At 32.8% G+C, this 24,493-nt stretch carries 22 protein-coding genes and 4 pseudogenes; 11 read left to right on the forward strand and 15 right to left on the reverse strand.

Features of this window, described 5'->3' with window-relative positions:
* Positions 1 to 110 precede the first annotated feature (110 nt).
* Positions 111 to 1,019 carry an acyl-ACP desaturase gene (locus QRY57_RS16640; RefSeq protein ID WP_286015617.1) on the reverse strand — a complete coding sequence of 303 codons (909 nt, stop codon included), beginning with the start codon at positions 1,017 to 1,019 and terminating at the stop codon, positions 111 to 113.
* A 537-nt stretch (positions 1,020 to 1,556) separates the two neighbouring features.
* On the opposite strand from QRY57_RS16640, the gene QRY57_RS16645 reads away from it, so the two are divergent.
* The gene (locus tag QRY57_RS16645) at positions 1,557 to 1,856 is read left to right on the forward strand and encodes a hypothetical protein (RefSeq protein ID WP_286015618.1); all 300 of its coding nucleotides are present in this window, start codon (positions 1,557 to 1,559) and stop codon (positions 1,854 to 1,856) included.
* Positions 1,857 to 2,154: 298 nt separating this feature from the next.
* Here the strand turns inward: QRY57_RS16645 and QRY57_RS16650 are convergent, their stop codons facing one another.
* On the reverse strand, positions 2,155 to 2,817 hold the full coding sequence (locus QRY57_RS16650) for a recombinase family protein (RefSeq protein WP_286015619.1): 663 nt from the start codon (positions 2,815 to 2,817) through the stop codon (positions 2,155 to 2,157).
* 976 nt (positions 2,818 to 3,793) lie between these two features.
* Positions 3,794 to 4,951 carry a serine hydrolase domain-containing protein gene (locus QRY57_RS16655; RefSeq protein WP_286015620.1) on the reverse strand — a complete coding sequence of 386 codons (1,158 nt, stop codon included), beginning with the start codon at positions 4,949 to 4,951 and terminating at the stop codon, positions 3,794 to 3,796.
* A gap of 691 nt (positions 4,952 to 5,642) precedes the next feature.
* Between QRY57_RS16655 and QRY57_RS16660 the strand changes: the two genes are divergently transcribed.
* Positions 5,643 to 6,539: a VanZ family protein gene (locus tag QRY57_RS16660; RefSeq protein ID WP_286017888.1), complete on the forward strand. Its 897-nt coding sequence runs from the start codon at positions 5,643 to 5,645 to the stop codon at positions 6,537 to 6,539.
* Between the two features lie 225 nt (positions 6,540 to 6,764).
* Here QRY57_RS16660 and QRY57_RS16665 read toward each other — a convergent pair whose 3' ends face one another.
* The 5 genes from QRY57_RS16665 to QRY57_RS16685 form a co-directional block, all read right to left on the reverse strand.
* Positions 6,765 to 6,887: a YjcZ family sporulation protein gene (locus QRY57_RS16665; RefSeq protein ID WP_081811100.1), complete on the reverse strand. Its 123-nt coding sequence runs from the start codon at positions 6,885 to 6,887 to the stop codon at positions 6,765 to 6,767.
* A gap of 523 nt (positions 6,888 to 7,410) precedes the next feature.
* Positions 7,411 to 7,722 (reverse strand): hypothetical protein, encoded by a 312-nt coding sequence (locus QRY57_RS16670; RefSeq protein WP_286015621.1) that lies wholly within the window; start codon positions 7,720 to 7,722, stop codon positions 7,411 to 7,413.
* A 426-nt stretch (positions 7,723 to 8,148) separates the two neighbouring features.
* Positions 8,149 to 8,469, reverse strand: a complete 321-nt coding sequence (locus tag QRY57_RS16675; RefSeq protein ID WP_286015622.1) for a hypothetical protein — start codon at positions 8,467 to 8,469, stop codon at positions 8,149 to 8,151.
* A gap of 249 nt (positions 8,470 to 8,718) precedes the next feature.
* Positions 8,719 to 9,576 (reverse strand): alpha/beta fold hydrolase, encoded by an 858-nt coding sequence (locus QRY57_RS16680; RefSeq protein ID WP_286015623.1) that lies wholly within the window; start codon positions 9,574 to 9,576, stop codon positions 8,719 to 8,721.
* A 224-nt stretch (positions 9,577 to 9,800) separates the two neighbouring features.
* Complete coding sequence (locus tag QRY57_RS16685) at positions 9,801 to 10,568, reverse strand: TSUP family transporter (protein ID WP_286015624.1); 768 nt, start codon at positions 10,566 to 10,568, stop codon at positions 9,801 to 9,803.
* Between the two features lie 113 nt (positions 10,569 to 10,681).
* Here QRY57_RS16685 and QRY57_RS16690 point away from each other — a divergent pair, with 113 nt between their 5' ends.
* The gene (locus tag QRY57_RS16690; protein ID WP_286015625.1) at positions 10,682 to 11,467 is read left to right on the forward strand and encodes a TrmB family transcriptional regulator; all 786 of its coding nucleotides are present in this window, start codon (positions 10,682 to 10,684) and stop codon (positions 11,465 to 11,467) included.
* Between the two features lie 284 nt (positions 11,468 to 11,751).
* On the opposite strand, the gene QRY57_RS16695 is transcribed toward QRY57_RS16690, so the two are convergent.
* Together QRY57_RS16695 and QRY57_RS16700 are read right to left on the reverse strand one after the other, a co-directional pair.
* A complete protein-coding gene (locus tag QRY57_RS16695) occupies positions 11,752 to 12,087 on the reverse strand; it encodes a DUF3221 domain-containing protein (RefSeq protein WP_286015626.1) in 336 nt (111 codons plus the stop codon).
* 219 nt (positions 12,088 to 12,306) lie between these two features.
* Positions 12,307 to 12,660, reverse strand: coding sequence for a hypothetical protein (locus QRY57_RS16700; protein ID WP_286015627.1), 354 nt, complete (start codon positions 12,658 to 12,660; stop codon positions 12,307 to 12,309).
* Between the two features lie 300 nt (positions 12,661 to 12,960).
* Here QRY57_RS16700 and QRY57_RS16705 point away from each other — a divergent pair.
* Positions 12,961 to 13,667 (forward strand): annotated as a pseudogene (locus tag QRY57_RS16705) (IS6 family transposase).
* A gap of 134 nt (positions 13,668 to 13,801) precedes the next feature.
* Here QRY57_RS16705 and QRY57_RS16710 read toward each other — a convergent pair.
* Positions 13,802 to 14,299, reverse strand: a complete 498-nt coding sequence (locus QRY57_RS16710; protein ID WP_286015628.1) for a DinB family protein — start codon at positions 14,297 to 14,299, stop codon at positions 13,802 to 13,804.
* A gap of 442 nt (positions 14,300 to 14,741) precedes the next feature.
* On the reverse strand, positions 14,742 to 15,524 hold the full coding sequence (locus QRY57_RS16715) for an HAD-IIB family hydrolase (protein ID WP_286015629.1): 783 nt from the start codon (positions 15,522 to 15,524) through the stop codon (positions 14,742 to 14,744).
* Between the two features lie 88 nt (positions 15,525 to 15,612).
* Between QRY57_RS16715 and QRY57_RS16720 the strand changes: the two genes are divergently transcribed.
* The 3 genes from QRY57_RS16720 (at position 15,613) to QRY57_RS16730 (ending at position 18,720) form a co-directional block, all read left to right on the forward strand.
* Complete coding sequence (locus QRY57_RS16720; RefSeq protein WP_286015630.1) at positions 15,613 to 16,311, forward strand: Crp/Fnr family transcriptional regulator; 699 nt, start codon at positions 15,613 to 15,615, stop codon at positions 16,309 to 16,311.
* Between the two features lie 181 nt (positions 16,312 to 16,492).
* Positions 16,493 to 17,923 carry an IS4 family transposase gene (locus tag QRY57_RS16725; protein WP_286015631.1) on the forward strand — a complete coding sequence of 477 codons (1,431 nt, stop codon included), beginning with the start codon at positions 16,493 to 16,495 and terminating at the stop codon, positions 17,921 to 17,923.
* Between the two features lie 146 nt (positions 17,924 to 18,069).
* The gene (locus tag QRY57_RS16730; RefSeq protein ID WP_286017889.1) at positions 18,070 to 18,720 is read left to right on the forward strand and encodes a leukocidin family pore-forming toxin; all 651 of its coding nucleotides are present in this window, start codon (positions 18,070 to 18,072) and stop codon (positions 18,718 to 18,720) included.
* A 149-nt stretch (positions 18,721 to 18,869) separates the two neighbouring features.
* Here QRY57_RS16730 and QRY57_RS16735 read toward each other — a convergent pair.
* Positions 18,870 to 19,654: pseudogene (locus QRY57_RS16735) on the reverse strand (GNAT family N-acetyltransferase).
* 222 nt (positions 19,655 to 19,876) lie between these two features.
* Here QRY57_RS16735 and QRY57_RS16740 point away from each other — a divergent pair.
* The 3 genes and pseudogenes from QRY57_RS16740 (at position 19,877) to QRY57_RS16750 (ending at position 21,882) form a co-directional block, all read left to right on the forward strand.
* Positions 19,877 to 20,112 (forward strand): annotated as a pseudogene (locus QRY57_RS16740) (helix-turn-helix transcriptional regulator).
* Complete coding sequence (locus tag QRY57_RS16745; RefSeq protein ID WP_208019594.1) at positions 20,105 to 20,431, forward strand: 6-aminohexanoate hydrolase; 327 nt, start codon at positions 20,105 to 20,107, stop codon at positions 20,429 to 20,431. Before QRY57_RS16740 ends, QRY57_RS16745 begins: the two are co-directional and overlap by 8 nt.
* Before the next feature lie 97 nt (positions 20,432 to 20,528).
* Positions 20,529 to 21,882, forward strand: a protein-coding gene (locus QRY57_RS16750; protein WP_286015632.1) for an IS3 family transposase whose coding sequence is annotated in 2 segments (ribosomal slippage) — positions 20,529 to 20,986 and positions 20,985 to 21,882 — 1,356 coding nt in all. Because the reading frame shifts where the segments join, the coding sequence is not laid out codon by codon here.
* A gap of 228 nt (positions 21,883 to 22,110) precedes the next feature.
* Here QRY57_RS16750 and QRY57_RS16755 read toward each other — a convergent pair.
* The gene (locus tag QRY57_RS16755) at positions 22,111 to 22,482 is read right to left on the reverse strand and encodes a hypothetical protein (protein WP_432804051.1); all 372 of its coding nucleotides are present in this window, start codon (positions 22,480 to 22,482) and stop codon (positions 22,111 to 22,113) included.
* 292 nt (positions 22,483 to 22,774) lie between these two features.
* Here QRY57_RS16755 and QRY57_RS16760 point away from each other — a divergent pair, with 292 nt between their 5' ends.
* The gene (locus QRY57_RS16760) at positions 22,775 to 23,284 is read left to right on the forward strand and encodes a DUF4303 domain-containing protein (protein ID WP_286017891.1); all 510 of its coding nucleotides are present in this window, start codon (positions 22,775 to 22,777) and stop codon (positions 23,282 to 23,284) included.
* 306 nt (positions 23,285 to 23,590) lie between these two features.
* On the opposite strand, the pseudogene QRY57_RS16765 reads toward QRY57_RS16760, so the two are convergent.
* Positions 23,591 to 24,191 (reverse strand): annotated as a pseudogene (locus QRY57_RS16765) (DUF3967 domain-containing protein).
* Between the last annotated feature and the right edge of the window lie 302 nt (positions 24,192 to 24,493).

Consider the following 24,493-nt stretch of genomic DNA (forward strand, 5'->3'; position numbering starts at 1 on the left):
TCCTCTAAAAATCAAATTAAGTAAAACAGCTAAAAAATAATAGGGAGCGTCCCAGTTTTCCCTTGAAGGGAAGGGGAATTTCCTCGCGTATATTCTGAAACCTCTACTCATTAACGTAGATCAGTTTTCCCTTGAAAACGACCAAATCGATCCCGTATTTTTTTCAATCTTGTGTGGTACTCCAAAATCTCAATTCTTGCTTTTTCGGCTAGAGGTGCAATTGGTCGTAAGTCTTGTAACCCCCAATAATCAACCACTACATCAAGTACTTGATCAAAATATTGTAGTGGCCCATAGTTAGCTTCTTTTGCAATTACAGCCATTCTATTTTCAAAATCAGGCATGATGGCACCTGGCATTTTAAAATTCTTAATCACATTGGCAATATGATAGCAATAATTAGGTTCCAATTCTAAATGTGTTCGAATCACGTCTCGATAAAACGCATAATGAAGAGTTTCATCTTTTGCAAGACGGCGTAATAATGTAGCAAGATCTGGATCATGCTTACTTGCAACCTTAGCAACATTATTGTAAAACACCATCGTTGCAAGTTCTTGTAGCGTCGTATACGTCATGGCTTCGATTGGTGTATGAAAATCAGGCTCAAATCCACCCTCAACGACTGATTTTCTTAATTCATGTATCCGTTTTGGGTTCACACTTCGAGTGAGTAGTAAATATGTCTCCAATAAATTCGAATGTTGATCCTCTTCTGAGGTCCAAGTATGAATAAAGTCTGTAATAACACAAAGGGAACCTTTAAAAGTCGCAGATAAATACGTTGTAAACCATGGTAAATTCACTTCTGTTAATAAAGCTGTTTCAATGGCCGTAATTACACCAGAAGGAAGAGTAACTTGACTTTCATCCCAAGGAACTCTTTTAAAGTCCATTCCCTTATCCCATGGTAAAAACTCATGATAACCCCAGTCTATCTTCTGAGCTCTTATTTTATGTTGTTCATACAGTTCTTTTAAACGTGGTTCTAATCGGAAATCTAAATCATTTGTTAGCATATAAGTGCCCCCTTTTCTTACCATGGATATTCATCCTATTTTTATCCTTAAAAATTTTCTACAAATAAATATTACTTTCCTTTTTTTAAGTCAAACATAACGAATTTGTAACAAAACTCTTTAAGAGCGCTATATTTTTATAGATTTTTTTATATCAAAAGGGGGACCGTTACATCTATTTTCTTTTTTATAAAATAGATACTGAGGCATACAATATGCTAGTTAGCCTAAATAAAAAAACTAACCTCAGTAAATACAGAATAACATTCATGGATGAAGATTCTCGTCATGTTGTAAATCTTGGTGAGTGTAAAAAGGTGCATGCCTATAAAGAATCGTTTTATAATAAAGTTTGATAGTGTTTTTTACACACTATCAGTTTATTCAGATATAAAGATTAAACGCTTGAAAAACAAATATAGTTGATTAGATAGCCTTAAACGACAAACCCCAACAAGATCAATGTACATTGGCTATGGATGAGTTAGACCAATTTTTGTGAAACGGTATACAACACAAAGGGAAGAGGCGATAAACATGCAGTCAACGGAAGCGCATATGAAGGAAAAACAACGTAGAGAAAAAATAGAAATTATATTTAGTCACATGGTAAAAGGAGAGAGTTATTTTCACGGCTCTTCCTATCAATGGAAAAACATTGTATATCAAAATTATAATAGAATACAGCAAAAAGAGTTGGAAGTTGAACAACTCATTTCGATAATGGAAAAAGCAGGGGTTCGTTTTACGCAGCATCGTTCACTCATACACTATCCCGTCATTGATTTTGTAAAATATATAGCTAAGATTTATAAGGAGCCCTTCGAAATACAATAATCATATTTAAAATAAATCTTTATAAAAGGTTTATTTTCGAAGATTTTTAACTAAAATCCCCAAAACTCATTGTAATATTCTTTTTATTCGCAATACTATTCATTTTTGTTATAATATCAACCATAGCGTATTATATTCGTTTGTATATCTTCATATTTTGAGAATTTTATTACACAAAAAGACAACTCTTAATTGGAGTTTTCTTTTATTTTTTTTGATATACATAATACTATTCTGATGCAAAGACTTCAAGATTCTTACAACCAGAGAAAAAGTAGGATTTCTCATAGTAAAGATGCTACTTTATTTCCTCATATTCCTTCATTATTTTATAAAACGTGTTTTTCTTTAGCTCCAACATTTGCATAAACATGATAGCTGTTATTTCTCCACTTTTCCATTTAGAATAAGTTTCTTCTATTATATGCATTTGTTGTTTGCTTAGGGTTGAAAGGTTTACCTGAGGACGTCCTAAATGTTTCCCCTGAGATTTAGCTACAGCAATCCCTTCCGCTTGACGCTGATGAATTTTTTTACGCTCTTGATCTGCAACATAGGAAAGTAAAGATAAGAATTGGTCTTCCATTAATCTTCCCATATCACCCATCTCACGAAATTTACGACTATCAAACAAAGTTTCGTTTTCTAAAACAACAATATCAGCTTGTAATTCTCTTGTTATGTATTTCCACTCCGAAATTACTTCATCATAGTTACGCCCCATACGATCTAAAGCATCTATGTAAACAATATCACCTGTACTTAATATTTTTCGTAATAATTGATACTGAGGACGATCAAAATGTCGTCCACTTGCTTTATCGACAAAAATACGTCGAGCTTCCACTCCACGTTCCATCATCTTATGTAATTGGCGTTGTTCATTTTGATCTTTTGTACTTACACGTATATATCCATAAATATTTGCCACGTTTGAGATTCTCCTTACATTTGTTATCACAATTATACCATTTTCGTTTATAAAGGTATTCATTAAAAATAAACGTTTGTAAAATAATTCAAATTACCTTTATAAACTTGATGTTTCAATGTTTCATAGATGTTCTTTACTTGTTTATAAAGGTATACCTTTGTAAACAGTGTTCACTTTTTAGGACAGTTCATATTTAAAAAGTAAAACCCACCGTTAAATATCCAAATAAAAACCCAGTGATATCATGGACATGTACTGATATCACTGGGGTTTATGAGTTTAACATTTTGTATCTTTTTTAAAGACTCACTAATTCTAACTTTGTGCATAACTAATGTAAGGATTAAATTTCTAAAGATTTACAATATTTAGTATAGATAATATCAATTTACTAAAATATGCAATTTATGTAAAATCATAATTAAGCTAAACTCTTCTTTAAATTCTTGCCCCTAACAAGGATTTAAAGACCATGCTATTTTAGCTAAAAATGCGTAAAAAGAAAAAAGCCAAATCTATCTAGAATTTGGCTTTTTCTTTGGAGTTCATGTAAGTAACAACTTGAATCCACTACTCTTTTTCAAATATAATTGTATTTTATCATATTTTAAACGTTTTGTTGTTATATTTTTTAACTTATCAGAAATTTACAGGTGAATATTTGGAACAATCTTTAGCCTATGATATCGCCCACTAATTACTTGAATAAGCTAATTTGTACCTAAAGGTGTGTTTTGTTTTCGGTATAAACCTAAAATTATTTTCATACCTGTTGGAATTCCTTTGCGAATATAAAAAAACTCCTTCCATTATTGGTGAAAGGAGTTACAATACATTGAAAGGGTATTTTCATTTTAATATATGAGGGGTCTCGCCACATGCCTATCAACTTAAGAACTTTCTTTATTCTAAAAAAATTTTTAGAGTAAGTTGTTTTTGAACCAGAAAGGCATATTTTTAACTATAAAAACTATGACAAAATTTATCCGGTTTTCCTTTTTACCTATTTGCTAAATTCAGCAAGTAAAATATTTTTAAATGGATCAGGACTATCAGCTTTAAGACTGTTCAAATTGACGGCCAATGTATGCTTGCCTCCAAGTGTGCCACCAGCAAAAGTGGTAAACCCTAGAACTTTACCCTGGTGTCCCCATATCGAGACACCGTTTGGAAGCTTAGTTTCATAGATCCCAAGACCATATCCGGTTCCTTCTCTATCTGTAGGAACTGTAGTAAGCATTTGTTTTAGTTGCTGTTCCTTCAGTAATTTACCACTGAGTAAGTAAGAGAAAAAATTGTTTAAATCGTCAGCAGTAGAAATCATATCTCCATCCGAGCTACCTGGGTTAATATAAGTAACGTCTTTTAGCTCACTTGCTCCGTCTAGTTGGAAATAGCCACGGGCATGCTTGGTACCTGGAATCACGCTTGAATTGCCAGGTAGGAATGTATTTAACAAATCAAGCGGTTCAATAATCCGATTTTCAACCTCTTCCGCATAGCTGTTTCCAGTTACTTTTTCAATAAGGATCCCCAGTACTACGTATCCTGTGTTTGAATAAGACCAACCCTTTCCTGGAGCAAAGTCTGGAGGAAGAGAAATCCCCATCTTTACAAATTCTTCAGCCGTATACGATTTTTTTATATCCGTAATATCAAAGTCTTTTGAATTTACATAGTCAGCGATACCACTTGTATGATTCAATATCTGCCGGATCGTAATCTGGTTACCATCATATCCGTTTCCTTGAATGACACCAGGCAACCATTTTTCAATGGAGTCGTCTAGATTCAAACGGTTTTCTCCAGATAATTGAAGTAGAACTGTTGCAATGAACGTCTTCGTTACACTACCAATGCGAAAGCGAAAATCTGTTTTCATTGGTTTCTTGGTGCTCAGGTCCGCTAACCCAGCGGCATAACTCCATGTTTTTCCACCTTGAGAAGTTTTAGCAAGTATCCCAGGATATCCAAGTTGCAATGTATCCCGCATTGCCTCTTTGACGGAATTGCGTTCTCTTTGAGTGCTTGTTTGTAACGAACTAGATACATTTTGAATGGACTCCGCTTTTACAATTGAGGTTGGTGCTGTGTATAACAAGGAACCTCCTGTTATTAAAAGGACTAAACCTCTAAATGTAATTTGAAATTGCTTTTTCATAATGGTATTCTACTCCTCTATTCACATTATTGTATAGATGGTTATTTGCTGTCTCATACTAACCATACAGCTTACCTCTTAGCCAAAGACAAAAGGATAATTTTGAATTTGCAATCATCTGTGCACCAATTATTTCTACAAACAACTTTCTGACCTAATAAATGATTAATCCCTCTTTTTCAGATGTATGTTAACCTCTGTAATTTCTTCTTTTCTTCCATAGAGTTTTGTTAATGAATTTGTTTTTATATAAATATATAGTATCTATTCCCCCTCTCGTTCTTCCCTACATTTTGATCATACACAATGAAAATCTCTTTTCTCTTACTCCTTTCTTACAAATTCCTTACGCTCAAAACCACTTCTATAATTCGGTGGCTTTTATTTTAAGAAAACTCAGTTCTATTAACTTGATAGGCATGTGGCGAGACCCCTATTTGTAATTAAATCCCAGAGTGGCCCCTCATACCCTGAATCGTTTCCGTACCCCTATATGCGTTTTACTGGTTTTCATTTTATCTTTGCAACAGAACCGATTATTACTACTTACATCGACATGGTTTTATTGTTATATTTAAAATATACGAATTCGAAAAAGTATTAATAAGAACAATTATTAGTAATAGGAGGTTTTATTATCAAAGGAAAACATCGTAACATTACCCTCGCAATATTAGGACTATATTCCGTTCTGATCCTCTACTTTATGTTTCTTGGTTTCGATAGATTGGGATTAAAATATATTAACCATGAATATGAATTCCAGTTAATTCCGAGTAGTATTCCTTTGGGCTTGCCAAATATGGTAGATGGGGAAGATTTTAATCTATGGTTTTTTAATTTTGGAAATTTAACAGCATTCATACCTTTTGGGGTATTAATTCCTATGTTATATCGTTGTAGCTTTATTAGATTTATTACTTCATTCTGTATTTCTATTTTTATACTAGAAGTCCTACAAATGGTTACTTTTCTTGGTGGCTTTGACATTGATGATGTAATTGTGAATGCAATGGGTGCTACAATAGGATTTTGTGCATATAAAATAGGATTTCGCTCTAATAATACTTTGAAAAACTTTATTATTACAGGTGTAACAGTATTTATCTCGACATTAGGAGTACTTGTAGTTGTAGGTGAAATTAATAAATCATTAGAAAAGGAACAACAATCCCTAAAAAATGGAACCGTTATAGCGCTAAATCAACTGACAGAAAGTACTGGAGATGTACCGAAAGTTAACAATTCCACTAGCTTTGAAGTGGCTCATAAAAAAATTGAACCTAAATTAAATATGTATAGTAGTAAAGGGACAAATTCTCAGCAATTTAAATACTTGTTAAAAGGTAAGTATGCAAAACTTTCGGGATATCTCGGTATCCCTGATGGTGCTAGCAAACATTCTGGTAAGATAATTATTTCTATTGATGGACAAGATGTACAAACCATTCGATTCTCTGAAGAAAGCATATCTACATTCACAAGTTCTTTTGAGATAGAGCTGAATAAAGCAAATGAACTTAGTATTAAATTTATTGATACAGATGCATTGCTATGGGATGTTAAGCTTACAGAATGGAAAAAATAATGAATTGAAATCCACTAGTTTAGATACTAGGGGGTCACTATACATGCTCATCAACTTAAGAAATTAATTGTTCCCCAAAATAAAAAAATGAACTGAATTTTCATGGACAACTATGAAGAGATAAAAATTTCGTTTTGGGGATACCCTAAAACATTAGGTTGATGGATGTGTGGCGGTACCCCATAAAGAAAAGACACTCTTACAAGTGTCTTTTCTAATAGTTTTTTAGCAAGCTCCGCCGAATCCGCCACCCCAACAGCTGCAACCAATGATAATTAGCAGGATGAACAGCACAATTAGTAAAGCGAATCCGCCTCCAAAGCCACCACAGCTTCCACCAAAGCCCATATTAGTTCCTCCTTTTAGTTAAGAGGGAAAACATAGGGATATATATGTGATTTCACGGTTAAGATTTATTTTATGTTGTTTCGATTTGATTGAGCAGGTCCTTTTAAAAAAAAGAAAAGACACCCTAAGGTGCCTTCCTTCGACTTGAACCATCTTAATTTTAATAATATGTATATGGACTCCCATCCAATTTCCATTTTACCATATTTATCCATATTGTTTATTGAGAAAAAAAGAAAAAGCTCCTTAAATTAGAGATTCTATACTAAGTTACCTAAATTATTATTTCCTTACACATAATCATCATTTTATGGGGTACCGTTCATATTTTACTAGAGGGAAAATATGATTTTCCTGTTTTGCTCATGGGTGACATATATATTATTATGATGGTGTTCTCCCAAAGTACTTGTTTACGTTTAATTCCTGCACATTGTGTGGGGATTGTTTCATAAAGAAAAGACACCAGAAAGGTGCCATATTAACATAGTATTTGAGGGTGAGAGTTTTCTGTTGACAGTGATTATTTTTCTCCCGAATACGCGATTTCATAATTTTGAATTTTATTTACTACAACGTAATGTTTTTTTGGTTTATTATTTTTATCATATCCTTTAACTGTAATATAACCTTCGCGTTCTAAATGTTCGATTTTAACATCAGTTACCACAAAGTCTATATTTTTCTCCTTTTTCATATGTTCTATGGAAACTTTAGCAGCTTTTTCTTTTGTTATATTTTTATAGTGAATAATTAATGAAGTACATCCTATGGCTAAAATTATAATTGCTAAAATGATTAAAAATATAATTCTTTTCCTTTTTAAATTCTCCATATTTCCCCTCATAGAATAAGAGAATACAGTATAGATCAGCATACAAACATTCCCTTGTTATAATCATGTTATTTTATGTATTTAGTTGTTAGGATTTTATTATAAATTACAATGATTTCATTCTTTTTACCAATCATCGCCCGAATAATCAACTGTATAATTTTGAATCTTATTTACTACAACGTAATATCTTTTTTGTTTATTATTTTTATCATATCCTGAGACAGTAATAGCACCTTCACGTTCTAAACTTTCGATTTTGACATCGGTTACTACAAAGTCTATATTTTTTTCTTTTTCATGTATTCTATGGAAACTTTAGCAGCTTTTTCTTTTGTTATATTTCTATTGTGAATAATTAATGAAGTACAGCCTATAGTTAAAGCTATAATTACTAAAATGATTAAAATTATAATGTTTCTTTTTTTACTTTGGATCATCTAAATTCCAACCCATGACTAAATAATCTCGATTGTTATTTATTGTAACAAAGAAAGTCCTCTCTTTATCATTTTTAACGTGGCCAGTGACTTCAATAAGTCCCCCCCTCAAGGCTGGCATAATTTCGACTTCGGTTACAATAACATCTACATTTTCTTCTTTCTTTATATGTTGTATTGCAACTTCAGCAGCTTTTTCTTTTGTTTGTTTTTCATTTTGGATACTTGATATAGTATAACCTACGACTAAAACGGCAATAGCTAAAATTATTAGAATTATAATATTTCTTTTTTTTGAAAAAAACATATTTTTCCTCCTGGGGGTACCACCCCATCGCTATCAAGCTAACAAAACAAAATACCCCCAAAACGAGAAAATTAACATCTCCGGATGAAAATGTACAATTTTTTTGTTTTGGGAGCGTTATAATATTCTTAAGTTGATGGATGTGGGGTATCGCCAGCATTTCGGAAAAAACCCACGCTAAGCAAAAAAATAAAATAAGCCATCCATTTGGATAGCTCATTTACATAAGTCCCGTTATTGGAAGTAAATTCAAGTTGTTTTTAGAGTAGGTATAGCTAGTACAAATTCCTGAATTGCGCGCCTGAATTCCTCTTTGTTTTCTAAATAAGGATGATGCTTATCTTCTAAAATAGTAACGGACATATTAGGAAACTTAAATTTTTTATAGTGATCTGGTCCAACAGCATCATCATATTTGCCACTAATTACGAGAGTTGGTACTGAAATTTCAGTTGTGATTCGAGTATAATCTTGAAAAAACTCAGGATCAGCGTGTATATATTTACGAAAATCAGGGCGATGTTCAAGTTCTTTGTCTAAGCTTTTTAAGATTTTAAGATTTTTTCTATCTATGAACTGTAAATCATAATACTTTCCCATTTCTAGTAGTTTTTCAGCCATTGCAAAGAAGTCTTTATAGAAAGATTCGATTGACTCATAAGAATCCAAAACATTATCTTCTTCTAACCAGCTTTTTCCTACATTCATTTGATGCAGGTTTGACTCCCGCTTGTTTAGTGTACAATTAAGCAAGATTAACCTTACGACACTGTCAGGGTGTTGTTTGGCGTAGTTAGTAGCTAAAATACCACCAAATGAGTGTCCCATTACAATCCATTTATCTATCTTTAATTCTTGCCTTATTTCCTCAAGATCTAAAAGTAATCTTTTTAGTGAGTAATCTCCTTTTGGAGCGAGTGAAGAGCGACCACACCCCCGCTGATCAAGATAATGCATTTCCATAAAACTTTCTAAAATAGGGCCACCAGTCTGTTCAAAAGAGTAACTCCAATAACCAGGACCTCCATGTAAGAAAATACAAGGTAAGCCTTGTCCATTTTTGCTTATATGTAAGGTAGTACCATCACTTGTCATTAAATTTTTCATTTTATGAATCCTCCTTAAAGTGAACTTTTCATTATTAATAGTTCGTGACTGTTCATTGGAAAACCTACCTTAAAAACCTGTATACCCTATACATGATCGGTTAACATAACGTCTCATTATCGGGATTCAATGTATTTAGAAGACTATTAAAAGTCCTCCAGATTATTTAATTGAAGGACTTTAGTGTCCACATAATTATCGATATAGGAAGTTAATTTTAGAAATTATTGAATATAATCATAAATATTTTTTGCTAATAGTAAACAAGTTACTGTAATGAAAAGGGCACGAACATACCCACTCCCTTTTTTTATAGCAAATTTGGAGCCAATGATCCCACCAGCAATTTGTGCTATTCCCATTATGAAGCCGTACGCGTAGTTTACTTGTCCTAAACACATAAACATCAACAATGCACCAATATTGCTTCCCAAATTAAGAAACTTCGCATTACCTGCTGCCTTTAAAAAATCATACCCAATTAATAAAAAGGAAAACATTAAAAATGAACCCGTGCCAGGGCCTAGAAATCCATCATAAAAACCAATAACAAAAACAAAAAAAATAAAAATAATGAAGTGCCGAACGGACAATTTCTTATGAGTGGAAATACTACCCCAATCCTTTTTGAATATCGTATAAATAGCAACAGCACCGAGCATTAGTAACATCAAAGGCTTCAGTATCTCTGGGTTCATTAAATGAACGGTCCATGCACCTACTATGGAACCTATGAAAGTGAGTGGAAATAATTTAAACGCTGATTTCAAATCAAGATTACCAGAACGATAAAACACAATATTACTAGTTACACACCCCATTGTCGATGCTAATTTATTCGTAGCTACTGCCCCTGCTGGATTCAGTCCTGTAAAAAATAAAGCAGGTAAAGCAATCAGTCCACCACCCCCTACTACTGAATCAATAAATGAAGCTAAAAAACCAAAAACGATTAAAATAATTAATATTGATGGGTCTAATTGGAAATCCATATATAATCAACCTTTCTGTAGTCACTACTAAAATAGTAACTAATAATTTGCTAAATGTAAATGATTACTGTAACGTTGGAAATATAAGAAAAGAACAATTGGGGGACGAAAAATTGAACTATATAGTGCAACAGCTCAAAAAATTAGGTTTTAATGAATATGAAGCTAAATCTTATGTATCTCTTGTTAAACAAGGTCCTGTTACAGCCTACCAAGTGAGTAAGGACTCAGGTATTCCAAGAGCACGAATTTATGATGTATTAAGTAATCTTGTTGAAAAAGGAATTGTCATGAAGGAAGAAATAAATGATACCACTCGATATTCACCTTTACCTGTTGAAATCTTTTTGCAAAAGGCTCAATCAGAGTGGAAATCCACTTATGAAGTAATAAGTGAATCATTAAAAAATCTAGAAACTTCCGAGGAAAAAGCAGACAATCGAGTGATTACTTTAAAGGACTATAAGACGATAATTAGTTATTGTCAGACATTACTAAAAAAAGCCGAAAAGCGTATTGTCATATCGATGTGGGATGATATGTATGAGATGTTGAAGGAGGAACTGGTTGAGGTCGCTAATAAAGTCACGGTACAAGGTATTACGCTACATGTTGAAAATCCCATTAAAAATTTAGAAATCCATCGTATAACACCTTATACAGAAACCCGATCTACAGAACATTGGTTTATTCTGTCCATAGATTCTAAAGAGATGATTTATGGACCATCAATTGAGGAGCGTAGTGTTGCTTTTTATACAGATGACCCTATTCATATTTATTTATTAGAGGATTATGTATGGCATGACGTGCTAGTGAATCGACTTGTTAAACGTAGCCAAGACAATTTGGAGAATTGGATTACTACAGAGCGAAAAGCATTCTTTATGGAGGAATAAGAAGCATTATCTAAATTAAAGTTCTTTGTTCAACCTGACCGTTGAACAAGGAACCATGTATATTCTATACATGATTGGTTAACATAACGCATCATTATCAGTAGTCAATAATGAATAGAATTTTCGTTATGGGGGTAGTGGTATTTTCTTAGCTTGATAGCGATGTGGTACTACCCCAGTATGAATTAACAGTATAGATAACCATCACAAAAAAGCTCAGATTTGAATCCTGAGCTTTCCAAATGTTATATTTTGTTTCACAATTGCTCCCGATTGTTGAGAACTTATTTTTTCATTTGAATTCTTTTAGCCTTAGCTTGCTCAGGATAGGATACAAGTACATCTCCATCAATCCATACTTTTACTTCATCACCTTTTGACCATTCCTCTGTATTGTCATATGCTAAATAAATTAAAGAAATACCCTTTTCCTCTCCCTGTATCTCTGAAATTGATTTATTTTTTATTTCTTCATACTTGTCCAGAGAAAGATTCTCTGAAAGTAATATCTCATTTTCTGTTACTTCTAAAATAATACCTTCCATATCAGCCTTGCCACACCCTGCGAGTGAAATACTTAACAATATAACTGTAAATGCAATGAAAAATTTTCTTTTCATTAGCTACACACCTTCCCTTTATAAGATTAGACGAATTTAACATTATATAGGGGTACCGCCCCATCGCTATCAAGCTAATAAAACAAAATACCCCCTAAAATGAAAAAATACACTATTTGTTCTGCAGCATCATAGGAAAGGATAACGTTTTTTTCATTTTAGGGATACAATTTCGCTTTAGTTAAATGGTGATGGGCGACTTTCTAACAAAAAATTAGTTTAGTATTTTTTTAACCGTATTAAATATATAACTATTTTAATACCATAAAAGAGTATTGCAATGGTCATTATTTTCCCGAAAATTTTTATCGTTAATTCTAAAAGAGCACCTTGTTTAAATGCTTTCTTTAGAATGAATTCAAATAGAAGTCCAAATACAACAATTATAGCTAAAAAAATTAATAAGGAAACTATTTTGTTGGAATACGTAGTCGCATTAAAAATAAGATATTCTGGAAAGATGACAAAATCTATTACAGGGCTTAATGTGTTACATATTTGATTATCACATATGTCTGTTATAGAAGTTAATTCTGTTATGGATTTAACTAATTTTTCAATTGATTTTTTCATATCTTCTCCTTTTAGATTTATGCAAAATGGTTAATATAATAATGTTCTCTAAACACTGACCTATAATAAAATAATAACAAAAATTCATATTTAATAAAAATTGATTTCGATTAAAAGGTGTATGGTAACAAATCTTATTTCTATCATTTTGGGATAACTCGCTATTTTTAGGTTGATGGTGATGGGGTACCGCCCCATTGCCATCAAGCGGTTCTGGTGCAAAAAAACGAAGCCGCTTGCAAGTAATCTTCTAAACTTGGACATACTAATACTAGTACTCTAAAAAGGTGTGTGATTAGTATGGAAAAGAAAAATTTGTTCAAATGGAAGCACTATCAGCCTGATATTATCTTATTAACGGTAAGATGGTACCTACGGTACAATCTTAGTTTTCGTGATTTAGTGGAAATGATGGAGGAACGAGGTTTATCCATTTCTCATACAACCATTATGCGTTGGGTTCATCAGTATGGTCCTGAATTGGATAAACGGATCCGACATTACCTCAAACAAACAAATGACTCTTGGAGAGTCGATGAAACATATATCAAAGTAAAAGGTCAATGGATGTACTTGTATCGTGGTGTGGATTCGAAAGGAAGCACAATCGATTTTTGCCTAAGCAAAACAAGAGATCAGAAGGCTGCAAAACGCTTTTTCAAGAAAGCTTTGCGGTCTTTTCATGTTTCAAATCCACGTGTTATAACAGTCGATAAGAATCCAGCTTATCCTATAGCAATTGAACAGTTGAAAAAAGAAAAAAGCATACCTGATAGTATGCAACTTAGACAACAAAAGTACTTGAATAACATAGTAGAACAAGATCATCGCTTTATAAAGAAGCGAATCCGTTCTATGTTAGGGTTCAAATGCTTTGACTCAGCTACATCCATTCTTTCTGGAGTAGAAGCCATGCATATGATGAAAAAAAACAGATTGATTTACGGAATCAGTCTGTCCAAAATCAGAAAGAATTCATCCATCAATTGTTTGGACTTGCAGCATAAGATATGATTCCGTTAGGAATATATGTGCTGTATTCTTTTTTGTTTTATTTTTGCACCAGAACCATGTAAAGGGGTTTCACACCTTCAATACTGCTTTTACGGCTAGGCGAGGAAGGTCGCTGAATTATGGTGCTTTAGGACCAATCAACGCCATCCCAAGAGGATTGCAATTTTCGCAACAGAACAATTTGGCCGAGATGATATGTATCGTGCATCATGATATTGCTGAGTAAACGCTCAATAGAGTACCTGTTAGCTGCATACGGAACTTTTAACTTTTCATCATCAAGGTCCGCAATGACCGTTTTTAATTTATTCATGACTTCATTGAGGCGCTGCACTGTCTGGGCCCACCCAATTTCGTCTTCTGGATCCCCCGGATTTCCAAAGGTTTCTTCATTGTCTTCTGCCTTATGCGGATTCTCTGTGACCTTAATTCGATGGATTACGTCTTCATTCCAAAATATCAAGTGGTTGACAATCTGCCAAATCGAATTGCTGATTCCCGAACTTGTCCATGCTGCCTCAGCTGCGCTGACTCCATGAAGCGCTTGATCCATGGATGCAAACCAATCATTCTCATGACAATGCATGTCTAGTTGTTCTAAAAACATTTTGGTTACAACTTGCATACAACCAATCTCCTCACTGTTTAGTGTAATTTTTCAAAGTTAAAAGACAAGAAAAAATATTCTCAATGAAATACTCCAATCATTTATATTGAGAATACAACAAAACCATGATCACTATGACTTATTCGGCTCATCCAGCTTTTATTCCTTCATCATGACAAGTAAAGTACTCTATAGGGTACAGTTCATCTTTGTTCAAAATAGATTCTTTTTATATTCTGTAGAGTAAGGTTGAGAGTAGATATTTTTAATCAAACTTTATTTTAAAACTACATTTAGTTTTTGGAGTAACCTGTTCCGTTAAGTTGATAGGCATGGGGTCCCACCAACAAAACGCGAATTTCGTACGCTAAGGAAATACAACATATGAAAAAGCCTAATTTCAAGCTACAATAACAAGAAATTAGGCTTTAATTATTTCATAGAAGCAAAGATTACTTAATTATAGGTTTACCAACTTAGTAATTATATTTATATCTCCCAATTCGCTAAGTCTTTGTACTATGATGTTTTCTGTATCCTCACTTAATACTAATTGTTCAGATGAAAACGGTTCTAGTTGTAAGCTCTCACCAATCATAACTGAATACATTGCATGTTGAAACATTGTAATATCATTCGCATCATTACCGAATGCTATATATTCTTTTTCTTCCACACCCAATTGTTGCAATCCACTCCACTTATCTATTCCGTTTGGACTTATGTCTAAGATTCCTTCGTTTCCGTGAGAGTGAACTACAACATTCATATTGCTAAGCCGTTCTTCAACTGCTGCCATATTGTCTGAAGTAAGCACTAAAATTTTTACGATTGACTGTAATTTATCCAATTTAACGTTTTTAGCACGTCCTTCTGGATCAAGATTATTCAAAATCGGATGTGTGGCTGGCCCTGTATAGGCATAATCCCAATCACCATCTATTAAATAAGCAGCATTATAAGTTCTAAGTAATTGAACAATATTTGCAAGCGTTTCTTCATCAAAATTAATCGTTGATATGATTTTCCCTTTAATTGCAATCATTGATCCATTTCCACCAATCATTGGGTATTGATGAAAACGTTCATGTAAGATGGGAAGTAAATCACGTATTGGCCGAGCCGATGCAAAAATAACTTCGTGCCCTTGAGCTACTAGCTTTTCTAATGATACTAGTAGTCTTTCGGAAATAGGTTGACCTTTAAAGCAAATTGTCCCATCTAAATCGAACACAAATTTCATTCTATGCCACTCCTAAAATTTTTTATTGTTCTTATCATATCAGTTTATCTTATAATAAAAAGGACATATGTCCCAAAAGGAGCATTATATGAAATTTATTCATGACTTGAAGCTACTTGAAGCAAAATTAAGAGAATATCATATTGAAGAAATATTTGGACGAGAAAAACAACTCCCATTTACACTGCAACAATATGAACAAGATGAAATTATTTTACTTGAGGGAATTGAACTAGAATCATTATTATTTTTGGTGGAAGGAAAAGTAAAAATAACATCAAGTGTTGAAACTGGAAAATCACTTTTACTAAGATTTGTCCAACCTTTTTCCATTATTGGTGATATTGAATTAATTCGAAATGTTCCCGTTCAATCACAAGTTAAAGCAGTAAATGAATGCTTATTAATTGGACTGCATTTTGATTATATAAAACAATATGAAATGAGTAATCCGAAATTTTTACATACACTTTTAAAACATGTAAGCTATAAGCTTCAAACTTGTACAACAGCTTCTCGTGTAAACTTATTAGCATCTGTGGAAAACAAGTTTGCGAGCTATCTTATGTCCACGATATCACCTGATCCCGATAACATTTTTGGAATGGAGCTAAAGACTTCCAATATAAAAGAGGTTGCAGATTTACTTGGCACGACATATCGACATCTAAATCGAGTTATTCATTCGTTATCCGAAAAAAGAATTATTGAAAGAAATAAAAACTCTATTCGCATATTGAATTGGGGCGATTTAGAAGAAATGTCCAATGGAATCCGATATAAGTAAAAAGGATAATCCTGATTTTTCGAGGGTTATCCTTAAAATTCGTTAATTCTCCACTTCTGATACAGTAACCTCTAATTGGGGTACAGACCCACATCCATCAACTTAAAGATTTAGAGTATTTTTGAAGTTAAAAGCACGTTACTATTTTCTTATGTTAATGAGAAAGGGTGACGTGCTTTTTATGAATATGCACCAAAAACAAGAATTATCTTTATTTGCTGAAGAGTTATATCGATATATGTCCCCCGCTACACTTAATCAACTAGCTATAGAAGCTGGCGGGATGAAACGAAAACGTAAGTGCCACGGGCACCATTTCTTATCTTTGTGCGTGTGGTTAAATCAACAAATCGCTACTACCTCTCTTACTCAACTTTGTAGTCAATTAGAAACTTCAACAGGAATTTTATTAAGTCCAGAGGGACTTAATCGACGATTTAATTCGGCTTCTGTAGCCTTCTTTCGAACTGTATTTACTACACTTCTACAAGCTAAAATTGGAGGAGTATCTAAGATTTCTCATTCTCTTTCTGCTTATTTTGAGCGGATTCTAGTCCTCGATTCTACAACCTTCCAAGTTCCAGATCAATTCGCAACTACTTATCCTGGTGCCGGAGGATGTAGTCATAAAGCTGGTGTAAAAATTCAACTAGAGTATGACTTGTTGAGTGGAGAATTTTCTGATGTGGAAATTGAACCAGGAAAACGAAGTGATCAGGCATATAGTGCGACTCGAACAGGCATGGCACAAAAGAATGAATTGTATATTCGTGATTTAGGATATTTTCGTCTACAAGACTTTAAGTCTATTCAAGATAAGCAGGGATATTATTTATCCCGTCTTAAGTTACCAACTAAAATATATAGAAAAGAATTTGAAACAGTGGTATTTAAAACAAAACCCGCTCAATTGAGACCGGTATATATACAAATTCATTTGGAAGACATCATGAAACAATTACAACCTGGCCAAGTGTATGAATTACATGATGTATATGTAGGGAGTAAAGACAAACTGCCTACACGTATTGTAGTTTATAGGTGTACCGAGGAGCAAAAGCAGAAACGCCTACGTGACCGAGCTATTCGCGAAAAGAAAAAAGGAATTACATATACAGAGCGTACGAAACTTTTACAAGGTATTACGGTATACATGACAAACATTCCTACGGAATGGGTACCAAAAGAGAAAATCTATGATTTATATTCACTACGTTGGCAAATAGAGCTGTTATTTAAAATATGGAAATCTTGGTTTCAAATTCATCGTTGTAAATCTATTAAACAAGAGCGATTAGAATGTCATCTTTATGGGCAACTCATTAGTATTCTATTATGTTCTTCTACTATGTTTAAAATGCGAGAGCTCCTGTTACGTAAGAAACAGAAAGAGCTAAGTGAATATAAAGCGATGTACATAATTAAGGATTATTTTTTACTTTTTCATCAAGCATTACACAAAAACACCCAAGAGCTATCAAAGGTTCTCCTTCGTCTGTTTAACCTCCTACAGCATAACGGACGAAAATCTCATCGATACGAGAAAAAGACAGTCTTTGATATTTTGGGTGTTGTTTATGAGTATACCACTTCTACTCATCAGGTAGCATAGTAAAAAAATTGAAACCCGGCAGGGTTTATTTGATATGCCTACTTTTATAAAATCTATAAAAGATAATAAAAAACTATATGGAAAGACCGCATTTTGTATAAAAATATACCTTAAGTTGATGGGCATGTGGCGGTACCCCTATAGAAATTACAAGTAATGACAATGCAAAATTTTATAAAGTTGCACCTAAAAATGAAATTGAATCAAAAACAGTAGCTTCTACAGTTTCATACAATGTAGGTGGAGGTTTAGAGATTAAACCAGAAGGTCCATCATCATCTGCATCATCATCTGCATCAGCCGGTGCATCTTGGTCTAATACTATATCATATGAACAACTAGACTATAAAACGTTTGTAACAAATAACACAGATAAAAAAGTAGATTGGAATGTAGAATTTAATCAATTTTATAATAAAGGATATGGACCTTATAATAGAGATTCGGGTGGTTTTTATGGTAATGAACTATTTATGAACTCACGTACCGATCCATTCATTAATGCGGTAGATAATTTCACATCAGACAGTCAACTTCCAGCTCTAGTAAGATATGGTTTTCAGCCAAGTACAATGGCAATTATAATTGCAGATAAAAATGCAACTACAACGGATTTATCTGTAAAACATGCTAGAGAAAACGATGTGTATATCTTAGGTTATAATCCTATAAAAGGTTGGACAGGAGAAAATCACAAAAATTATACGCATGGCAACTTTGGAACTATAGATAATTATAAACTTGATTGGAAAAATAATAAAATTATTCACCAAAGTTCTGGGCTACAATCGAATTAACAACAAATTTTTATCTATAATAGTTAAACCTATTCCAATACTGGAATAGGTTTTTTACTTAATATTTGAATGCAAACTTTTGAATATTAGTTTACTTTCAATACACTTGTTAACTAAATATTTTTTTCAGCAAAATAAATTGATTTTTTCTATCCCTCGTGAATTTCTTTAATACTTTTTCCTTCTAAAAACGCATGTCCCGTTTTAATTTTTTCTACTGTTTCAAATCCATACTTTTCATACACTTTTTCTACTTTTTCGTTAATTGGGATCACCCAAAGATTATCTAGTCCTCTATTCATTACTTCACTTTGAATAAAGTGAATAAGTTCACCTATTAACCCTTTACCTCTAAACTTTTCAATTGTAGCTACACTTTCCATTCGGGCTTGTTTTTCATGTTCAAAAATACAAGCGATGGCACATGCTACTCCATTGTATCTAAGTAGATAGTGAGTGAATGCTTGATGTTGGAATTCATCTTGAAAAACTTTTTTTCTAACTTCGCCCCCTAACTCTTTTATACTACATTCAATATCTAAAGCTTCATCAAAATTTAACTCAGATACCTTTTCAATAGTAACTTTTTCATTTTTATCTTTTTAGTTAATTTCTTGTTCCATAATTGGACTGGACTTATTAATTCTTCAAATCCAAAATTCTTTATTTGTAATTCAGAAATCAGTTTTTCTTGCATATCTAAGTTGTATATATAAAATCTAGGTACGATATTTTTAGTTTTATAGAAATCCACTACTTCATCTACTATCATTTGTGGATTTAAACTTACTACACTTACATGTGCATGATTTGCATCATAATAATATGGGTTGCTTTCATTACAAAATATAGATCCCCATGATTTCTCTATTCGGCTAGTAAAGGTTTCAAGATATGCAAAATCAAGCTCAAGAACATTTTTTAAACTAGTCATACGATATTCCCTCTTCTCTATTTATTTCTTCAATATCTTCTTACTTGATTATACATTTAAACATTTTAATTTTCAGTTTTTTATTGAAATATTTCTCATACCCTTCAATGAATATATAGTATTTCTTTTAATTTATATAAAAATTTTTATCTTTTGTATAATTAAACTTTACTTTTTATAAAACAGGTTTAATATAAGTCTTAAGAAAGGAAGGTGTTACCTATGAAGGAAAAACATGGAGACTCTATAACAAATAAAGTCTATGAATATAGGGTATTAAAAAGAATGTCACAAAAGATTTAGCTGATGCTGTTGGGGTTTCTAAACAAACGATATTTGTTATGGAAAAGAATAATTACTCTCCTTCACTAGTGTTAGCATATCGAATAGCAAATTATTTTGAGGTTGATATAAACGAAATATTCTCTTATGTAGGAAAGGAAGATAATAATGCTTGATTTATTAAACAACTGGATGTCAGAAAGCACAGATAATTTCAATATCTTTGTAGGTTTTACAAGCCTTTTGATGTTGGGTTCAGTAATTGTACTTTTTATTATCTACAAAAAAATTGGTAAACCAGATGAAAGAACAAATACTATTTATTTAAAAATTACTTATTGTATGTTTATTACTCAAATTCTAATGAATTCCATATTTACTTCTTTAGTTAGTAAAGACATGTATTTCCGTCAATTCTTTATATTAACTCAAGCCTTGGTATTCTTTGTTGGAGCTATTTATTCTATTAAATTATATAGAAAAGAATGCAAGTAGTTTACTTGCAAAAAGCAATAAAAAAACAGTAGTGATCTTATGAACTGCACCCCAATTGTTAGACACATAATCTAACAATTGGAGGTGCAGTTTTTCTATGGCTAAATTTACGGCTGATGAAAAAATACACATCGTTCTACGTTATTTGAACGGAAATGAAAGTTATCGAGAAATTGGTAAAGCGATCGGCATAAGAGACACAGTAATTTTGAATTGGGTAAACCAATATAAGCAGAATGGTGTGGAAGCTTTCCTAAAACGGTATACAAATTACACACAACAATTTAAACTAGACGTACTAAATTTTATGATTGAAAACGGTACGTCCTTAATTGAAACGGCAGCTATCTTTAACATTCCTGCCCCTTCAACGATTATTGTTTGGAAAAAACAACTCGAAACACAAGGAATTGATGCCCTTCAATCAAAGAAAAAGGGGCGTCCATCCATGAAAAAAGTGTCAAATAAACAATCAAGACAAGCACCAGTTGAAGGATCAGCTGAAGCACTTGAAGCACGTATTAAACAGCTTGAAATGGAAAATGAGTACTTAAAAAGTTGAATGCCTTAGTTCAAAACAAGGAAAAGTCACTAAACAGGACAAAGCGCAAGTAGTCTATGAATTAAGGCATAAATATTCGGTGAAGGCACTCGTGGAGCTAGCTGATATTCCACGAAGCACGTATTATGATTTAGTGAAGAAAATGAATCGTCCGGATCTAGATACCGATTTGAAAGCTGAGATTAAAGCGATTTATGAGGAAAATGAAGGGCTTTATGGCTACCGTCGCATTCGTGATGAGTTAACGAATCGTGGTCAGAAAGTGAATCACAAGAAGGTTCAGCGCATTATGAAAGAGCTTGGATTAAAGTGTGTTGTGCGTATGAAAAAATATAAGTCTTATAAGGGGAAATTCGGTAAAATTGCACCAAATATTTTAGAGCGCAATTTTAATGCAAATGCCCCGAATCAAAAATGGGTAACAGACATCACAGAGTTTAAATTGTTTGGAGAGAAACTTTATTTATCACCTGTATTAGACTTGTATAACAGTGAAATTATTACATATACAATTGGCTCTAGACCGACGTATTCACTTGTTTCAGAAATGTTAGAGAAAGCATTAGAACGTTTACCTGAAAATCACCAGCTACTGATGCATTCAGATCAAGGGTGGCATTATCAAATGAAACAATATGTCCGTACACTTGAATCAAGAGGTATTGTGCAGAGTATGTCTCGAAAAGGAAACTGTTACGACAACGCAGTAATGGAGAATTTCTTTGGGATCATGAAGTCGGAATTCCTCTACATAAAAGAGTTTGAAAGTGTAGAGCATTTTAAAATAGAATTAGAAAAATATATAGATTACTATAATACGAAACGGATAAAGGCAAAATTAAAAATGAGCCCGGTGCAATACCGGACTCACTTTTATCAAGCTGCCTAATGAAATAACCGTGTCTAACTTTTAGGGGTCACTTCACTTATGCACTACTGTTTTTTTATTACCCCCTATTTGAAATCATTGACCTCAAGTCAAATCCATTGATATCATCAAAATTAACAAGAAAAGTATACATTCAAAACACTATAAATAAAGAAGTTAGAACATCCATAAACAAAAAAAACTAGATCGATACTAGTTCTTTACATAAGTCCCGTTAACGGAAGTTAATTATATTTTTCTACGTACTAAATAAAAAGCTAACGACCCCATAATAACAGGCGCGACGAAATAAAAAAAACTTGAAAAAGTAAAAGTAAAAAGAAATAGTGTAAGTGTATAGATAGCTGATAATCCTATAAATACAGGGATTCCAAATTGTAATTCTCTACATCGTTTGATTTTCCTGTATAAGACTTCCCCAATTAGACAAGCTATAAGAGCTGGTATACTACCATAAATGACGATCATTTTAATGAATCCAAATAAAACGGTCGGGTGAATATAGCTAGGATTAAAAATATATGAAATCAAGAACCATCCGAAAATAAAAGCAAATAGACTTGCAGCATAACTAATTAAAAATTTTATCAACGTAATCACCCTCACAATTTCCTAATATTATCTTCATTGTATCATTATATAAGATAGATAAAATGTGAAATAAATGTAGTATACATGTGAGTTTGACATAACGTCCTATTATCGGGATTCAATGTATTTAGAAGACTATTAAAAGTCCTCCAGATTGTTTAACTGGGGGACTTTTGTGTTCACATAATTCTTGTTAGCGGAAGTTTTTTTATCTAGGCTCAGTTAACGTTTAATGTTGATTTTCATGTTAAGATTGAAGTATGTAACAACATGTCGCTACAAAAAGAACGGAGGAAATATGGTGAAAATGCATCTTCAAGAAAGTTTATATGTTGAATTGAAAAATGCAATTCGTTGTCATTATAACGAACTTATAACTAGGTGCGGTGTTGACACAATATATGGGTACTCCATATTAACAGACGATTGTGTCAATAGCATTGGACCAGTGGCTAATAAAGAAAGACTGATCAAAGTTAATAAATCGGACCCTTTATACAATTATTATAGATATGGAGCTGTTGAGTGGAGCGAATGGGACGATTTCGGAATGTTTGATGAAGTGGACAAAATTATTAAGAAATATCATGAAACCGTCGAAGATGACTTTAACATGCGAGTAAATACACTGTTGAATGAATCGTTAAATGTGTTAATGGAACTTGAATCAGAAGGATTGTTTGGAGACAGAAATGATAATCGATTTATTGTCATTTGTGTAACTGATTCATCGAACGCAATCATGATTGAATCAGCTCGATTGCTTAATACATTAAAGATATACGAAGAATATGCTTCAGAATTTGCATAAGAATGAATATAAGTAAAACTGCTCTCTATAAGAGGCGGTTTTCTTTTGTTCGAAAGTCAACAATTAATATTAACAGGGGTCTCGCCACATCACCATCAAGCTAAGAAAAGCAAATACCCCAAAACGATAAAATTAGCATCTCCCGGTGAAAATGTATAATTTTTTGTTTTAGGGGTGTTATAAAATTCTTAAGTTGATAGGCATGTATGGTGACCCCTATTCGCTACTATCTAATTCTTTTATTATTGTAATTGGTGGATATCTTCCCATTTCAATTCACCCCGTGATTAATCAAAATTCAAAAAATCATTTCCAAAATTCATACCATTTCCTATCTTTACTTGCCGCAATCATCTTCTTAACTTCCTGGACTTCCCTTATTGTTTGCATGAGCATTTCATCACGACCCTGTTTCTTCGTCATGTCTTCGCTAGTATTTGTCGCCATAAGTGCCTGGGATTCCTGTATCGTTTGTATAGCGATCAATAACTCTGATTCCCTTTGTATGAATCGCTGGTCTTGCTCAGTTAATCGTTTAGTTAATTCCTGGAGCAACTCATTTTGTTTTTCAATGACTTCTCTTTGATCTTGAATCATCGTCTGTAGCGTTGAAATTCGATTCTTCATAGCGCTCAACTTCATATCGATCCAATGGCAACACTTCAACACCTTGATACCAAGATACAATTTGCTTTGTCGCATTTTCTAGTGTTATATCTGTGTCGTTCTTTAGGTTTATAACCTTACGAAATACCATTACATCACTTTCTCTATATTTTCTATGCCCACGCTCGTTTTTTATAAAAGTGTAATCCTCTTTTTCTAACACGTCTGCATACTTACGTAATGTAGATGATTGGATACCTAATTGATCCGCCACGCCACTAAGACTATAAAATGTCTTCATAGCGTTTCACCTCAAAAATATATTCGCTATAGCAATGATATACCCTTTTTCCTAATAATTCACGTATCACTTGTTTCAAATTCTTAACTCCCATAATCTTTACATGGGTAATTTGTATAGTTCATATTACAGGCCCAATCTTAGGAACACATATCAATTTTAAAATTAAATACTCATTATGTATCGAGATAATAAAGCTCTTTAATTTTATCTTCAGAAAGGCAATAACCTCCCATCAACAATATGATAGGAGGTTATTAAAGTTATTTTAAATTTATTTTTTTTGTTTTAATGGTTTCGAT

This window comes from Bacillus arachidis, from assembly GCF_030285945.1.
Classification (GTDB): domain Bacteria; phylum Bacillota; class Bacilli; order Bacillales; family Bacillaceae_G; genus Bacillus_A; species Bacillus_A arachidis.